Consider the following 15,609-nt stretch of genomic DNA (forward strand, 5'->3'; position numbering starts at 1 on the left):
GGCAGAGAGAATGCCGGCCATGTAACCGACGTCGCTGGTACCAGCGACGTCGTCAACCGCACAAGGCGGACGGTGATCAGAACACGGCTCACCCGACACCTCAGGATGATTCCTTTGCAAAGACCGTCGCCGCTCCTCGCAAAAAATCCCATTCCTTCTTGACCCGAGCCAGCTCACGCTTAATGCGAGCCAGCTCGTCGTCCCGTGGCGCCCTGGTGCCGCCGAAAGCGGCAGCTCCCGGGTGCTGTGCTTCCCGCTTCCAGCGGGTCAGTAGGGTGTCCCGAACTCCCGGCTCCCACGCCACCTGGGCACAGCTGACGCCGGGCTGGCTTGCCTGCTCAACCACACCACGCTTGAACTCGACACTGAACTTCCTACGCTTTGACATGAACACTCCTCATGGCCTGCATCGGCCTTCTTGTGAGTGTCCGTGAAAACGGGATTGAACCCGTCGCCCGGCCAGACAGCGTGCACGTCAGCCCGCGGTACAGAGGACCGGGAAGGCGAATCGCGATGCCGCCGACCACGCGCTGCACGACACGCAGTTCACCAAGCGCGAGCGCCAGGAGCGCGCCGCCTACTACACAAACGAAGCCGAGCGGCGGGAGTTCCGCGCAGCGCTCGGCGGCCAGCAGATCACCAGTATCAAGGAGGCGCACTCATGACCCGTTGGCGTGACACTTATCGCGGCCGATCACTCGGCCGGCACAATTCCCGCCTCCACTGCGGCCGCATCGCAAGCGGTATCAACTTGTGTGATATGGCCATGCACGAGCTGCACCACCTTCATAGTGGTGCCCCAATCATTGTCTGACGGAACGCCAGCCAACGTCTCAGCGCTTGGAAATATGCGCGCCCAATTCTGGACGATCGCCATAGCGGCGGCCAAGTGTCCGGCAACCGGATGGCCGATGTAATGCAGCCGATCGCTGAGCGACTCCGCCACCGGGAATCTTTGCAGGAGTACCGAGCCTCGTATGCGACTACGGAAGCCCGGGTCTGCCAAGAACTGTCTTTCTGCGCCCTCAGCGAGCATCGCGTCCAACGTGCCTTTCAAGATGCCACGGGCCAATGCCGCCTCAGCCCGTATTTGGATGAGGACCAGCAATCGGCGAGCACGCTCTTGGTCGGCACGGGCTTTCGATTCCTCCGACGCAATTTTCACGGCCAAGTTCGCAGCTCGATTGGCCGCTCTGCCCAGTCTTACGGACATGCGCCCAAGACAGTTTGCCTGGCGGCCAAGCCGAAGCGTAGCGATGCCGAGAAATACCGTCGCAAAGACTGCGAGTGTCGCGACGACAACCGCCCACCCGTCCCACCAGACGACACAGCCGTCGACCCCCAAGCCCGAGCACGTACTAAAGCCGCTCCACCAGCTCATTCCCTGATCCCCCTGTGGACTGCCGGGTATTCTGCCACGCCAATGCGGCCGGAGGAGATCACCCATGGCTGACCAGCTGCTCACCGCTGCACCTGTGCTCAACGTCACCCGCGCGCAATTCGTTGCTTCGCCCGGCGCGAGCGTCCTTGCCGCTCGATTCCAATGTCTATTGTCGTGCGTTCACGTCGTGATCCGCCCAGGCGAGCATGTGTGCGACACCAGGTTCTCCTTGCGCGCGCCTCACACCGCCCCTTGCACCCAATGTCTTAGGTAGACCACCGATGACTGACGGCTTTCCTGCTTCCAGATCGAAGCTCCCCACCGCTCCCGCCTGGGAGCGATTGATGGTGACCCAGTGCCAGCGAGAGGAAATGCGGCACGAAGACGCCCACGCAGATGTTTCCGTTCACTCCATCCGTGCCACCGCATGGTTTGCTTGGAGGGGTCAATCCAAGTACCACGGTGGGTTTGCGGGAGCACGCCGCGGCGCGGCGTCATTCAAACCATTGGGATTTCCTCAGGGAACGAGAGGAGAGTGCGACTCTCCTCTCGCGGACATCTCATTTCTTCCAGCCGTTGTCCAAGAACGCGTTGAGGTCGTCGCGCTTGAACGGTGCCCTGCCCGCATACGTAGCCAGTTTAGTGCCGACTTTCTTCCTATTCTCGTCAGTCAGACCATAACCGCGAGTCTTCAGATACTGATCAATGAAGTAACTCACCTCGTACTGCTCGGTCATCGAGACAAACACTCGATCTATCGGACCACGGTAGTGCTTGTTATCGCTGCTGTTCCAGTTCATTTCGGCCTCCATTAAGTGCCAAGCACAGACTATATCCCCCAGCACACTGCGGCCACGGACAGCCATGTGGATAAGTTGTGGATTAAGAAAATTAAAGCTCGGCTCCGAGGCCCCCAGACTACGCCAGAGCTATAGCCACAAAATGGAGGGCGCATAATGACTCCGCGACATGTAGCTCACCCCGAAGGACTGCCGAACTGCGCCGCCGGCCGCCGGGCGCCACATCCACGACAAGCGCTGCCCGTCCGCTGGCGGCGGCCACCTGGTCGAGTGCGCCTGCAGGTCGACCAGCAAGCATGACGATCCCGATGCGACCATTGCTGCCTGGCGCAGGCTCAACCGACCGGTGCGCGGCGCGCGCCACCCATCGGTCGATACGCCGATCGACAACGTTCTGCAGTTCCAGCTTGGGCTGGCCGACCGCCCTACGGAGGCTAGTCGTATCGGAGGCCATCATGGGCGCGGCTGAAAGACTGGAAGAGCTGCTATCGCTTGATCGCGTGCGCCAGATGACCGGTATGGGCACCACCTTCATCTACGGCGAGATCAAAGCTGGCCGCTTCCCGCGCTCTATCCGCATCGGCCGTCGCGCACTCTGGATACAATCCGAGGTGCAAGGCTGGGTTCGGCAGCAGATCGCGCAGAACCGACCTTTGCAGGTGGATGGGTAAGCGGGCGGGTAGCGAAGGCTGTAGAAACGAAAAAGCCCCTATTTCTAGGAGCTTTTTGTAAAGACTGGCGGAGAGAGTGGGATTCGAACCCACGGAAGGTTTAACCCTTCGCCGGTTTTCAAGACCGGTGCCTTAAACCGCTCGGCCATCTCTCCAATCGGGTCCCGGTCGCCCGGGCAGCGGCGTATTCTCGCACGTGAAGGGCATTTGCCCAAGACCACCCTTGCCCCCGCCCTTCGCATCCGGCACGGTGGGGCCTTCACTGCAATCGGAGCCCCCATGGCCCACCTCGATCTGGCCAACCTGCGCACCACCCTGCTGGACGACACCCAGCTGGCCGCAGTGGCCCTGCACCGCACTTTCGCCGGGCACCTGCCGGTCAGCAGTGGGCATCTGGTGGTCTGCGATCCGCTGGTCCAGGCCGAGGCGCCCGCGCTGGCCGACTACACCGCCCCGCTGGGCCGGCATCCGGTCGAGATCATCGTGCACAGCGGCCGCCCGGCGCTGGCCGTGGTCTGGTTCAAGCCCCGCGAAGCCCTCACTGCGTCTGCCCTGCACTGGCAGATGGCGCGCTGGACCACGCAGGACCTGACCGGCCTGGATGAGGACAGTTTCATTGGCTATCCGGTCGACGCCGGCATCGGCTGCTTCATGGATACCAACACTCAGCAGGCACTGCTGGCCCTGATCGAACAGACCGATGGCGACGAAGACAGCGAATGGTCGGATGCGCTGATCGACCATGACGGCCTGGATGAAGGCGCCGAGTACCGCCCCTGGGGCGAGGACTCTCCACACGGCCTGGTCGTATTCACCAGCGGCTGGGGCGACGGCGTCTATCCGAGCTACTGGGCGCTGGATACCTCCGGCATTCCGGTCGCCCTGGTCACCGACTTCCTGTGCATCCAGGGCGGTGACGGGCGCGACGAGCGCGAGATCGCCGACCAGGCCTATCGCGACAGTCTTCCACCCGAAGAAGCTGAAGCGCTGGCACGGCTGGTTGCCGCCGTGGACCGCGACGACCCGGATGCGCTGCGAGAGCTGCTGAAGGATGCGCCACAGCGCGCCAACCAGATCGAGCCCGGTTGCGGCGGCACCGCCCTGTTCGAGGCGATCCGCCTGGACCGTCCACAGGCACTGCGGGTGCTGCTGCAGGGCGGCGCGTTGCCGGCAATGCCGGAGCGCCTGCACATGAGCAAGGTGACCAGCTACATGGACTACGCCCGCTTCCTGAAGAAGCCACGCAGCGCAGAACTGATGGCGGTACTGGAAGCACCGGTCATTGCCGAGCCCAGGCCAGCCACACCGCCGCGGCGCAGCTTCTGGGATCGGCTGTTCGGCCGGAAGTGACCGGGGCCGGAAAGCAGCAACGCCGGGCATGGCCCGGCGCTACCGTTTCACAGATCGGCGGTGCAGTTGCGGCCAGGTGCCTCAGCCCGCATCCACTGCCAACGCGCCCAGCGCACTGGCCTTGATCCGCTCCTTGGCCTTTTCACAGGCGCCACCGCAATCCAGGCGCGAGGCCTCCAGCTGCGGCGGCAGGTGCTCGGCCAGGAAGTCGATGAACACGCGCACCGCCGGCAGCAAGCCGCGGCGCGAGGCGAACACGGCATGGCACACGCCCTGCGGCAGCGACCAGTCCGGCAGCACCACTTCCAGTTCGCCGTTGCGCACGGCATCGGCGCACACGGTTTCCGGCAGCATGGTGATGCCGAAGCCGTCCTTCACCATGCTCTGCAGCAGCGGGAAGTCGAAGCCGGCCACGCGCGGCTGCAGGTCGACCCGGCGCACTTCGCCTTCCGGGCCATGCAGCTCCCAGCGCTGGCGTGCTTCGTCTTCGCTGATGCTTAGGGTGACGTGCTGGGTCAGCTCTTCAGGATCCTTCGGCCGGCCGGCGCGATCCAGGTACTTCGGGCTGGCCACCAGCAGTTCCTGCACCTGTCCGAAGCTGCGCATCACCAGGCTGCCATCGTCGTCCAGGCGCGAGCGCACGCGCAGGGCCACGTCGTAGCCTTCATTGATGATGTCCACGCGGCGGTTGCTGATGTTCAACTGCAGGCGCACCTTCGGGTACTGCTCAAGGAACTTGGGCAGCAGCTTGGGCAGCTGCATCTGCGCCAGCGATACCGGCACGCTGGCGCGCACCACGCCGCGCGGTTCCGCGCTGAGGCGGTCCACCACTTCGCGTGCGGCCTGTGCCTCGGCCAGCATCGTCTGCGCGTGGCGGTGCACGCTGGTGCCGACATCGGTGACGGCGAAACGACGCGTGGAGCGCTGCAGCAGGCGCACGCCCAGGTCGGTTTCCAGCTGGCTGATGCGGCGGCTCAGGCGCGACTTGGGGATACCCAGTGCGCGCTCGGCGGCGGCGAATCCGCCATGGTCGACCACCATCGCGAAGTAGTACAGATCATTCAGGTCATGCATGCCCGAGTTCCATATCTAGAACAATACGTGGCATTCAACCACCTTTATCCCGCCTTTGCAACAACCTATCGTTCTCTCCGTCGGCGGCAAGCCCGCCACCTCTCCCGAACATAGGTACTGCCATGAAGCTTCTGCACATCGACGCCAGCGTGCTTGGCGACAACTCCGTCTCCCGCCACCTGACCGCCGCCGTGGTGGCCCAGTTCACTCAGCAGATCGACGGCCTGCAGGTTGATTATCGCGATCTTGACGCCAATCCGGTACCGCATCTGCGCAGCGGATCGCTTGCTAAGGCCGACGCTGCCGAAGCCGCCGATGCTGAACAGGTACTCGAGCAGTTCCTGGCGGCCGATATCGTGGTGATCGGCGCGCCGATGTACAACTTCAGCATTCCGTCCACCCTGAAGGCCTGGATCGACCGCGTGGCCGTGGCCGGGCGCACCTTCAAGTACACCGAGAACGGCCCGGTCGGCCTGGCCGGTGGCAAGCGGGTGATCATCGCCAGCAGCCGTGGCGGCATCTACACCGATTCGCCCGCGGACTTCCAGGAGCCGTTCCTGCGCCAGACGTTTGCCTTCTGGGGCATCAACGATGTCGAGTTCGTACGCGCCGAAGGCATCGCCTACTCGCCGCAGCACCGCGAAGACGCCATTGCCGGCGCACTGGCTGCGCTGCCGTCGCACGAAGCGGCCGAGGCCGCCGCGGCGTAACGCGTTCCAGCGTTCGGCGCCGCTCTCTCCTCGTCTGGGCGCTGAACGCGGGCCGGGATCCCCTCCCCCATCCCGGCCCACCCTGGCGGCCCCGCTTTGCGGGGCCGTTTTTTTATGGCGTATGGACTGTGCGCTATGTCATCCACGCATGGCGTGGCTCTACCGCACGTGCGCGTGGATACGCTGCCATGCGCGACGCTCACCAGAACGTTAGGCTGGGGCCATGAACTACATCGTGACCACTGCACACCGCAGCGAATTTCCGCACCCGATCACCCTGCGCCGTGGCCAGCCGCTGGTGGTGGGCGAACGTTATGAAGGGCCTGAAGGCTGGGAAGACTGGTTCCTGTGCGAGGCAGAGGGCCAGCAGCCGGGATTCGTGCCGGCGCCGGTGATCGGCCGCGACGCGCAGGGTGGCGCATTTGCCACGGAAGACTACTGTGCGCGCGAACTGGATGTGGATCCCGGGCAGCTGCTGCGTGGCGAGCGCACGCTCAATGGCTGGGCGTGGTGCGTGCCGGAGACGGGTGAACCGGGCTGGGTGCCGTTGGAGAAGGTGCGGGTTGTGGAGTGATCACGGTGGTTCATCCACGCATGGCGTGGATGTAGCCCGCATTGTAGATCCACGCCATGCGTGGATATGGTGCCATGCAAGCATGGCACCCACCAGAGCCGCAGCAGTGCCATGCAAGCATGGCACCCACCAGAGCCAGAGCAGTGCCATGCAAGCATGGCACCCACCCCATCAGGCTATCAGCCGATGGTTTCCAGGCCACCCATGTACGGGCGCAGGGCCTCCGGCACGGTGATGCTGCCGTCGGCGTTCTGGTAGTTCTCCATCACCGCGATCATCGCGCGGCCCACCGCCACGCCCGAACCGTTCAGGGTATGCGCCAGTTCCGGTTTGCCGGTGGCCGGGTTGCGCCAGCGGGCCTGCATGCGGCGGGCCTGGAAGTCACCACAGTTCGAGCACGAGGAGATCTCGCGGTAGGTCTCCTGCGACGGCAGCCAGACTTCCAGGTCGTAGGTCTTCACCGCCGAGAAGCCCATGTCGCCGGTGCACAGCAGCACCTTGCGGTACGGCAGGCCCAGCTTTTCCAGCACCACTTCGGCGCAACGGGTCATGCGCTGGTGTTCGGCGTCGCTGTCTTCCGGGCGGCTGATCGAGACCAGCTCGACCTTCTCGAACTGGTGCTGGCGGATCATGCCGCGCACGTCGCGGCCACCGCTGCCGGCCTCGGCACGGAAGCACATCGAGTGGGCGGTCATGCGCAGCGGCAGGCGTTCGGCATCGACGATCTCATCGCGCACGATGTTGGTCAGCGGTACTTCCGAGGTCGGGATCAGGTAGCGCGTGGAGTCGCCCACGGCGGTCTTGAACAGGTCGTCCTCGAACTTCGGCAGCTGGCTGGTGCCGCGCAGCGAATCGGCGTTGACCAGCAGCGGCACGTTGGTTTCCTCGTAGCCGTGCTCACCGGTGTGCAGGTCGACCATGAACTGCGCCAGCGCACGGTGCAGGCGCGCAATCGGGCCGCGCAGCACGGTGAAGCGCGAACCGGACAGCTTGGCGGCGGTTTCGCCGTCCAGCCAACCGTTGCGGGCGCCCAGTTCGACGTGATCGAGCACCTTGAAGTCGAACTGGCGCGGGGTGCCCCAGCGCGCCTGCTCGACGTTGTCGTTCTCGTCGGCACCGGCCGGCACGTCATCGGCCGGCAGGTTCGGAATGCCCATCGAGATGGCGTCGATCTTCTCGCGCAGCTCGTCCAGCGCCACTTCCGAGGCCTTCAGTTCGTCGGCGAAGGCAGCGACCTCGGCCATGATGGCCGAGACGTCCTCTCCCTTCGCCTTGGCCTGGCCGATGGCCTTGGAACGGCTGTTGCGCAGGCTCTGCAGCTCCTGGGTCCGCACCTGGATGCGCTTGCGATCGGCCTCCAGGGACTCCAGGGCAGACACGTCGAGCTCGAAGCCGCGGCTGGTGCGCAGGCGTTCGGCGAGGTCGGCGGGCTGGTGGCGGAGCAGGGCTGGATCAAGCATGGCAGGTGTCGTGGTGGGTATCAGGAACGGGATTATCGCTTGTTATACGGATTTCTGCCGCCCGGTTCATTCCCGGCGTGGCAGAATCGGGCTATTCCGTACTGGTCCGGTCCATGTCTGCACCCCGCTCGTCGTCCGCCAAGTCGTTCACTGTGCATATCCCGCGCAACGCCCTGAAGATCGCCGGCATCGCCTTCGGCGTGGGCGTGCTGCTGTTCGTGCTGGTCTGGCTGACCGGCCGTGACAAGGAGTTCTTCCGCGCCGACCCGGCCGCACAGACCCCGCAGGAAACCGCCCAGGTCGAGCCCCTGCCGGAACCCTTGGCCGCTGCAGCCGGTTCCAGCGACATGCCTGACGCCAAGCCGGCACCGGTGGAGGAGGAAGCGCCGAAGCTGGTCGAAACCGCTCCGCCGCCACCCGCCCCGATCGCCGAGCCGGCCCCGGCCGCCCCGGGCGCTGCGCCGGCTGCGACCAGCAACAGCCAGCCGATGCCGATTGCCGGCCAGTCGCCGCCGCCGTCGTACCCCGCCGCCGCCCTGCGCGCCGGCGAAACCGGCACCGTGGTGGTACGCGTAGACGTGGACGCCACCGGCTATCCCAACAACACCACAGTGATCCAGCGCAGTGGTTCACGCGACCTCGACCGTGCCGCCACCGACGCGGTGCGCCGCTGGCGTTTCACCCCGGCGCAGAGCAATGGCCAGGCCGTGCCCGGCAGCATTGAAGTACCGTTCGACTTCAAGACGCAGTAACTGAACGCTTCCCGGCAGGCAAACTGAACCCTGCCGGTGGCGTTGACGCAGCGCTGACACTTCCCGTCCATGGCTCGGGCAACACTTCCCACGTCGTCAGTTGACGGAAGGAGTTTGCGATGACTGCCACCACCCACGAAGACCTTCATTCGCCGCAGCTGCAGCAGGATCCGAGCGTGCAGCACAAGCCCACGTCGCCCTGGATGTGGATCGCGCTGATCGTGGCGATGTTTGCGGCCGCCCTGCTGTGGCTGCGCCATTCCAACCAGGAGGATGTGGCGCCGGCACCGGTCGGTGAGCGCATGTTGCCCGCCCCTGAGCAGGCTGCGGTGACCGATGCAGCAGCACCTGCAACGCGCCAGGCCGCCCCGGCCTCCAGCCAGCACAAGACTGCGCCGGTCGCGCGTAATCGCGAAGCACGCCCGCTGGCCAGCAACCGCATGCCCACCTACCCCGCTGCCGCACTGCGCAGTGGCGTGCAGGGCAGCGTGATCGCCAGCCTGAATGTCGATACCCGTGGCAATGTCGCCAACGCTGCGATTGTTTCGCGCAGCGGCGAGCGCAGCCGCGACCTGGACCGTGCGGTGCTGAACACCGTGCAGAACTGGAAGTTCCAGCCTGCGGTGCATGACGGCCGCGCAGTAGCAAGCGTGGTGCGGGTCCCGGTGGATTTCCGTACCGAGCAGCGTTGATCGCGGACGAGGGGTTCGTGATGTTTCGACGGAGGCTTCGGCCTCCGTCTTTTTATGCGGAAAGGCGTGCCAACCAAGGTTGGCACCTACCGGGCGATATGAGCGTGCCGACCAAGGTCGGCACCTACCGGGCGATGTGAGCGTGCCGACCAAGGTCGGCACCTACCGGGTGATGTGAGCGAGCCGATCAAGGTTGGCACCCACCGGGTTACGTCATCTGCCGGGCGTGGCCGCTCAGGCCAGGTTGAACCCGGCGCTGCGCGCCAGGCCATCGAAGTCCGGGAAGGAGGTGGCGACGTTGGCGATATCGTTGATGCGCACTTCGCCGTCACTGATCTGGCCGGCGATGGCGAAGGCCATGGCGATGCGATGGTCACCGTGGCTTTCGATGGTGCCGCTGCCCAGGCGCACACCGCCGTGCAGGGTGGCGCCGTCTTCGGTTTCGTCCACCTGCATGCCCAGCGCGCGCAGGCCGGTCGCCATCGCGGCGAGACGATCAGATTCCTTTACCCGCAGTTCGGCGGCCCCGCTGACCACGGTCTGGCCTTCGGCGGCCGCAGCGGCCACGAACAGCGCCGGGAACTCGTCGATCATGTCCGGCACCAGTGCTTCCGGAATGCGTGCGCCCTTCAGCGGGGCGTAGCGCACCACCAGATCCGCCACCGGTTCACCGCCCTGCTCGGCCGGGTTCTCTTCGGTGATGTCCGCACCCATCAGGCGCAGCGCGTGCAGCAAACCGGTGCGACGCGGATTCAGGCCGACCTGCTTCAGGCGCAGTTCGGAGCCGGGAATGATACTGGCCGCCACCAGATAGAACGCGGCCGAAGAGAAGTCGGCCGGCACCACGATGTCAGTCGCGCGCAGGCGCTGACCACCACGCAGGCGTGCCTTGCCGGGCGAGAATTCGATGTCCACGCCGAACGCGGACAGCATGCGCTCGGTGTAGTCACGGGTCGGGTGCGGTTCGGTCACCTGGGTTTCGCCCTGCGCGTACAGGCCGGCCAACAGCACCGCCGACTTGATCTGCGCGCTGGCCACCGGCGAGGCGAAGTCGATGCCGTGCAGCGTCTGGCCGCCATGCACGTGCAACGGCGGCGTGCCATCGCTTTCAGTGTCGATCTTCGCGCCCATCTGCGACAGCGGGCCGGTCACGCGGCGCATCGGGCGGCCGGACAGCGACTCATCGCCGATCAGCGTGCAGTCGAATGCCTGGCCCGCCAGCAGACCGGCCAACAGGCGCATGCCGGTACCGGCGTTGCCGCAGTCCAGCGGCGCATCCGGCGCCTTCAGGCCGTCGATACCGACGCCGTGCACGATGCGCTGCGACGGGCTGGGGGTTTCGATGCGCACGCCCAGCTGGCCGAAGATGCGCGCAGTGGCGCGGGTGTCCTCACCTTCCAGGAAACCCTCGATATGCGAGGTGCCATCGGCCAGCGCGGCGAACATCACCGAGCGGTGAGAGACCGACTTGTCGCCGGGAATGGTCAGGCTGCCCTGCAGCGGCTGGCCCTTGCGGGCAATCCAGTGTTGCGCGTTGCTCATCGTTCGATCATTCCGTAAACGCCGGCAGCACCGGCGATGCATCAGGGGGCAGCGGCCGCAGCCGCCACAGCGGCACTCAGGGCACGGCCACCGGATAGGAACCCAGCACCTTGATCTGTGCCGAGTGCGCTTCCAGTTCGGCCAGCGCGGCCTGCATCGGCGCGTCGTCGATATGGCCGGCCAGGTCGATGAAGAAGCCGTATTCCCACTTGCCGTGGTGCGACGGGCGCGACTCGATGCGGTTCATGCTGATGCCGTGGCGGGCGAACGGACTGAGCACGTCGAACAGCGCACCGGGCTTGTCATGGATGAACACCAGCACCGACGTGCGGTCGTGGCCGGAGGTCGGGAAGATATTCCGGCCCACCACCAGGAAGCGGGTGGTGTTGTCGGCATCGTTCTGGATCGGCTTGGTGACCACCTTCTTCAGGCCGTACACGTGGCCGGCACTCTCGCCACCGATGGCCGCCGCGTCGTCGGCGTTGCGCGCACGGCGCGCACCTTCGGCGTTGCTGGATACCGGAATCTTCTCGGCCTTCGGCAGGTTGGCGCGCAGCCACGCCGAGGTCTGCATGAACGACTGCGGGTGCGCGTAGATGCGCTCGATGTCCTCGATGCGGCCGCTGCGCGACATCAGGTACTGCTGCACGCGCAGCTCCACTTCGCCACAGATCTTCAGGTTGGAGGTCAGGAACATGTCCAGGGTGATCTGGATGGTGCCCTGCCCGGAATTCTCCACCGGCACCACGCCGAAATCTGCGTTGCCCGCTTCCACTTCCTGGAACACTTCCTCGATGCTGGCCATCGGCAGGCCCAGCGCGGAGCGGCCGAAGTGCTTGAGCACGGCCTGCTGGCTGAAGGTGCCTTCCGGGCCGAGGTAGCCGATCTTCAGCGGCTCCTGCTGGGCCAGGCAGGCCGACATGATCTCGCGGTAGACGTGCACCAGCAGCTCATCGCTGAGCGGGCCTTCGTTACGGTCCACCACCATGCGCAGCACCTGCGCTTCGCGCTCGGGGCGGTAGTAGTCGACGGCGGCGGCAAGCTTGCCCTTGGCCTTGCCGACCTGGTGGGCGAAGCGCGCGCGCTCGGCGATCAGGCTCTGGATGTCGCGGTCGATCTGGTCGATCTTCGAGCGCACATCGGCCAGCGCCAGCGGCGCCAGGGTGGGTGCCGGGTTCGACGCGGCCTTGGCCTTGCCCTTCGCCTTGGTGGGCGCGCTGTCCTTGGCCGGTTCGGCCTTCTTCGGCGCCTTCTTGCTGGATTTGCTGCTTGCCATCGGAATTCCTTGTTGCGGGGCACGCACCCGACGGTGCGCGCCGTTCATTGCTCAGCCGTGACGCTGCTGGAAATCGGCCATGAAGGCGACCAGCGCCTCGGCCCCGGCCAGCGGCATGGCGTTGTACAGCGAGGCGCGGATGCCCCCGACCACCTTGTGCCCCTTCAGCGCCAGCAGGCCGGCGGCCTTGGCTTCGGCGACGAAACGGGCATCAAGCTCGGCATTGGGCAGGAAGAACGGGATGTTCATCCGCGAGCGTGCCGGATGTGCGACCTCGTTGCGGTAGAAGCCCCCGGAACCATCGATGGCGCCGTATACCAGCGCGGCCTTGGCGGCATTGCGCTTGGCGAACTCGGCCACGCCACCTTCGGCCAGCATCCACTTGAACACCAGGCCGGCCAGGTACCAGTTCCAGGTCGGCGGGGTGTTGAGCATCGAATCGCGGGCGACATGCGAGCGGTAGTCGAAGATGTCCGCGCGCGGCTGGCCGCTGCGCTCGAGCAGATCGCGGCGGATGATCATCACCGCGATGCCGACCGGGCCCAGGTTCTTCTGCGCGCCGGCGTAGATCACGCCATAACGGCGCACATCCAGCGGTTCGCTGGCGATGGACGAGCTGAAGTCGGCGATCAGCGGGACGCCGCCGGTGTCGGGCACATCACGGAACTCGACGCCGTGGATGGTTTCGTTGGCGGTGATGTGCACGTAGGCGGCATCGGGCGACAGCTGCCAGTCGGCGCGCGGCGGCAGCGTGCGGTAACCATCGGCCTCGCTGCTGGCGGCGATGTTGACGTCGACGTAGACACTGGCCTGCTTGACCGCCGTCTTGCCCCAGTGACCACTGACCACGTAATCGGCACGCTGGCCGGGGGTGGCGAAGTTGAGCGGGATCAGCGCCTGCTGGGTGGTGGCACCACCGGACAGGAACAGCACCGCATAGTCTTCGGGGATATCGAGCAGGCGACGCAGGTCGGCCTCGGCCTCGGCGGCCACGGACATGAACTCCGCGCCGCGATGGCTCATTTCCACGATCGAGGCACCGGTACCGTGCCAGTCCAGCATTTCCGCCTGCGCCTGGCGCAGGACCGATTCCGGCAAGGTTGCAGGGCCGGCACTGAAGTTGAACGCGCGCGTCATGTCACACCTGTGGGGCAAGACCCCTAGTATGCCGCAGTGCACCAGCCTTGCGGCCTTGTGCGGCAAGGGAAATTTGGTTTCATTGGAATCCATTGGCCAGCAGCATTGCCCCGGTAGTCGCCGACCTTGGTCGGCGTACGCCGTCAGGCGTCATCCCCGCCGAAGGAGCGTGCCGACCAAGGTCGGCACCTACCAGAGCGGATACGGCCGGTTCAGATCAGCGCGCGCCGAACCAGAGCAGCAGGCTGAGCACCGCCGCCAGCAGCAGCGCACTCACCAGCAGCCACGGCCAGCGCCGGACCTTGCGCGGCGCGGCCGGCATCACCGGCGCCTGCTCGGCGTCCTGGCTGGACTCGTCTTCATCCGGCAGCGGGCGCCGGCGCGGGTCATGCGGCACTTCCAGCACGAACCGGTGCTGGCCATCGAACACCACCTGGTCGCCGGCCTGCAGCCAGCAGTGGCGCACGGCCACGCCATTGACCCGTGTGCCATCGGCACTGCCCAGGTCACGCAACAGCACGCGCTCGCCGTGCACTTCCACGCGGGCGTGCTGTTCGGCGAAGGCCGGTTCATTGATCTCGATGTCAGCGTCGCCACCGCGGCCGATCAGGCGGGACCGCGACAGCGTGAAGCTGCGGCCATGGTGCAGGCCACCGACACCGCGCAGCAGGCGCTGCTGCTCATTGGTGCCGTCACCGCTGTTCGGTGCGGGGGCCTGCAGCAGGCTCTCCACCTCGCCCTGCAGGACCATTTCCACGCCGTCCACATACACCGCATCGCCCGCACGCAGCAGCGCCATGCGCCGCACCGGGCGACCGTTCACATGAATGCCGCGGATACCGTTGCCGACCTGCAGCCAGAGGCCGCGATCATCCACGCAGAACTGTGCCAGCAGCAGGGCTCCGTGGCCGGCGTCGCCGAGCCTCACACTGCCATTGGCCTGGCGCACGATGCGTTGCACCCCGGGCCGCAGCGGCTGGTCGGGCTGTTGTTGTTGGCTGAAGTGAACAAGCAGGTTCTGCACGCGGCGCAGCCTAGCAGGTTGGTCGCCAACGAAGAAGAACCCACGATGAGTGCTTGGCGCGAAGGCCCTCGATGCGCACAATGCTCGCCCTCATTGATCATCCCCGCTTTGCGCCAGGAGCCTGCATGTCCACCATCGATGTCCGCCACGCCCACGCCCTGCCCGATGCACAGGCGCGCGCCGCGATCGAACAGGTCGCCGCCAAGCTGTCCGAGCGCTTCGGCCTGAAGTCGTCCTGGACTGCCGACGTACTGAATTTCTCCGGCAGCGGCGTGGACGGTGCGATCGAGCTGCAGCCGGGCGCCGTGCGCGTCACGGCCAAGCTGGGCTTCCTGCTGTCGGCGATGAAGGGCATGGTCGAAGGCGAGATCCAGCGCGTTCTGAAGGAAAAGCTGGGCTGAACCCCGGCGGCGGCCATCACGGCCGTGCAACGCCAACGCGCGCTACTCTCGGGGCAGGCCCAACTCCCACGGGAAGTGCGATGAACCACTACGAGAACGACGACCGCCGCAACGACGACGCCTCTTTCGGTGACCAGGCCGAGCGCTTCTCGCGCAAGCTGAGTGACTCGGCGCAGCAGGTCTGGTTGGCCGGCCTGGGCGCTCTTGGCCGTGCACAGGCCGAAGGCAGCCGCTTCTTCGACGGCCTGGTGAAGGAAGGCGAAGCCTGGGAAGCCCGCCGCCGTGAACGCAACAGCGAACAGGGCCCGGGGTGGCGCGACAACGTTGAAACGTCGCTGGACGAGGCCCGCGAGAAGGCTTCCGGTACCTGGAACAAGGTCGAAAAAGCCTTCGACGACCAGGTGCAGGGCGTACTCAAGCGCCTGCACGTGCCCACCGCCGACGAGGTGACTGCGCTGGAGGCGCGCATCGACGCACTGCAGGCACGCCTGGCCAAGCTGGAGAATCGCGACGCGTCGGGCACTGATGCACCTGCACCGGGCAGCCATCAGTCGCCAGGCAGCGTGCCCTGACCGACCATTGTTGCATTGCAATAAATTTTGATTGACAATCGCGAGCAACCCGCCAATCGCTTCGGCTGCCGTTTGTTCCCTCCCCTCACGGCTTCAGGATTGGCGGGTTTTTCGTGCCTGCGGTATTCCGAATTGCGTGCTCCATCACGCTTCCTGTCAGGAACCTCCTGACTCAGCGGCACGGCGCGACCTT

16 protein-coding genes, 1 tRNA gene and 1 pseudogene are annotated in these 15,609 nt (G+C 65.8%); 8 read left to right on the top strand and 10 right to left on the bottom strand.

What is annotated here, in order from left to right; genetic code table 11:
- Positions 1–89: 89 nt before the first annotated feature.
- The 3 genes and pseudogenes from ACZK45_RS13315 to ACZK45_RS13325 form a co-directional block, all read right to left on the bottom strand.
- Positions 90–388 (bottom strand): annotated as a pseudogene (locus tag ACZK45_RS13315) (transposase); the annotation flags it as partial.
- Between the two features lie 306 nt (positions 389–694).
- Entirely contained in the window at positions 695–1,171 is a 477-nt protein-coding gene (locus ACZK45_RS13320) for a hypothetical protein (protein WP_478444811.1), read from the bottom strand.
- A 770-nt stretch (positions 1,172–1,941) separates the two neighbouring features.
- Positions 1,942–2,181, bottom strand: a complete 240-nt coding sequence (locus tag ACZK45_RS13325; RefSeq protein ID WP_279912174.1) for a hypothetical protein — start codon at positions 2,179–2,181, stop codon at positions 1,942–1,944.
- Positions 2,182–2,636: 455 nt separating this feature from the next.
- Between ACZK45_RS13325 and ACZK45_RS13330 the strand changes: the two genes are divergently transcribed.
- Complete coding sequence (locus tag ACZK45_RS13330) at positions 2,637–2,852, top strand: helix-turn-helix transcriptional regulator (RefSeq protein WP_010480570.1); 216 nt, start codon at positions 2,637–2,639, stop codon at positions 2,850–2,852.
- A 65-nt stretch (positions 2,853–2,917) separates the two neighbouring features.
- Here the strand turns inward: ACZK45_RS13330 and ACZK45_RS13335 are convergent.
- Positions 2,918–3,007: transfer RNA gene (locus ACZK45_RS13335), tRNA-Ser, on the bottom strand.
- 124 nt (positions 3,008–3,131) lie between these two features.
- On the opposite strand from ACZK45_RS13335, the gene ACZK45_RS13340 reads away from it, so the two are divergent.
- Positions 3,132–4,202, top strand: a complete 1,071-nt coding sequence (locus ACZK45_RS13340) for a DUF4241 domain-containing protein (protein ID WP_478444812.1) — start codon at positions 3,132–3,134, stop codon at positions 4,200–4,202.
- 81 nt (positions 4,203–4,283) lie between these two features.
- Here ACZK45_RS13340 and ACZK45_RS13345 read toward each other — a convergent pair whose 3' ends face one another.
- Positions 4,284–5,276 (bottom strand): LysR family transcriptional regulator, encoded by a 993-nt coding sequence (locus ACZK45_RS13345; protein WP_005410175.1) that lies wholly within the window; start codon positions 5,274–5,276, stop codon positions 4,284–4,286.
- A 122-nt stretch (positions 5,277–5,398) separates the two neighbouring features.
- On the opposite strand from ACZK45_RS13345, the gene ACZK45_RS13350 reads away from it, so the two are divergent.
- Complete coding sequence (locus ACZK45_RS13350; protein ID WP_032129793.1) at positions 5,399–5,986, top strand: FMN-dependent NADH-azoreductase; 588 nt, start codon at positions 5,399–5,401, stop codon at positions 5,984–5,986.
- A 223-nt stretch (positions 5,987–6,209) separates the two neighbouring features.
- Entirely contained in the window at positions 6,210–6,560 is a 351-nt protein-coding gene (locus tag ACZK45_RS13355; RefSeq protein ID WP_478444813.1) for an SH3 domain-containing protein, read from the top strand.
- A 179-nt stretch (positions 6,561–6,739) separates the two neighbouring features.
- Here the strand turns inward: ACZK45_RS13355 and serS are convergent, their stop codons facing one another.
- Positions 6,740–8,020 (bottom strand): serine--tRNA ligase, encoded by a 1,281-nt coding sequence (serS, locus tag ACZK45_RS13360; protein WP_032129791.1) that lies wholly within the window; start codon positions 8,018–8,020, stop codon positions 6,740–6,742.
- 113 nt (positions 8,021–8,133) lie between these two features.
- On the opposite strand from serS, the gene ACZK45_RS13365 reads away from it, so the two are divergent.
- Positions 8,134–8,772, top strand: a complete 639-nt coding sequence (locus ACZK45_RS13365) for an energy transducer TonB (protein ID WP_071227505.1) — start codon at positions 8,134–8,136, stop codon at positions 8,770–8,772.
- A 119-nt stretch (positions 8,773–8,891) separates the two neighbouring features.
- The gene (locus ACZK45_RS13370; protein WP_478444814.1) at positions 8,892–9,464 is read left to right on the top strand and encodes an energy transducer TonB; all 573 of its coding nucleotides are present in this window, start codon (positions 8,892–8,894) and stop codon (positions 9,462–9,464) included.
- Positions 9,465–9,698: 234 nt separating this feature from the next.
- Here ACZK45_RS13370 and aroA read toward each other — a convergent pair whose 3' ends face one another.
- The 4 genes from aroA to ACZK45_RS13390 all read right to left on the bottom strand — a co-directional run bounded on the left by aroA (position 9,699) and on the right by ACZK45_RS13390 (position 14,443).
- Complete coding sequence (gene aroA / locus ACZK45_RS13375; RefSeq protein WP_317217443.1) at positions 9,699–11,006, bottom strand: 3-phosphoshikimate 1-carboxyvinyltransferase; 1,308 nt, start codon at positions 11,004–11,006, stop codon at positions 9,699–9,701.
- 76 nt (positions 11,007–11,082) lie between these two features.
- The gene (gene pheA, locus ACZK45_RS13380) at positions 11,083–12,282 is read right to left on the bottom strand and encodes a prephenate dehydratase (RefSeq protein WP_014037689.1); all 1,200 of its coding nucleotides are present in this window, start codon (positions 12,280–12,282) and stop codon (positions 11,083–11,085) included.
- 51 nt (positions 12,283–12,333) lie between these two features.
- Entirely contained in the window at positions 12,334–13,419 is a 1,086-nt protein-coding gene (gene serC / locus ACZK45_RS13385; RefSeq protein WP_478444815.1) for a 3-phosphoserine/phosphohydroxythreonine transaminase, read from the bottom strand.
- Between the two features lie 217 nt (positions 13,420–13,636).
- Positions 13,637–14,443 (bottom strand): FHA domain-containing protein, encoded by an 807-nt coding sequence (locus ACZK45_RS13390; protein WP_253144295.1) that lies wholly within the window; start codon positions 14,441–14,443, stop codon positions 13,637–13,639.
- A 125-nt stretch (positions 14,444–14,568) separates the two neighbouring features.
- Between ACZK45_RS13390 and ACZK45_RS13395 the strand changes: the two genes are divergently transcribed.
- Together ACZK45_RS13395 and ACZK45_RS13400 are read left to right on the top strand one after the other, a co-directional pair.
- Positions 14,569–14,844, top strand: a complete 276-nt coding sequence (locus tag ACZK45_RS13395; protein WP_005417302.1) for a polyhydroxyalkanoic acid system family protein — start codon at positions 14,569–14,571, stop codon at positions 14,842–14,844.
- Between the two features lie 80 nt (positions 14,845–14,924).
- Positions 14,925–15,416 carry a phasin family protein gene (locus tag ACZK45_RS13400; RefSeq protein ID WP_253144297.1) on the top strand — a complete coding sequence of 164 codons (492 nt, stop codon included), beginning with the start codon at positions 14,925–14,927 and terminating at the stop codon, positions 15,414–15,416.
- Positions 15,417–15,609: the final 193 nt, after the last annotated feature.

The organism is Stenotrophomonas sp. 63632_Sma, from assembly GCF_056482875.1.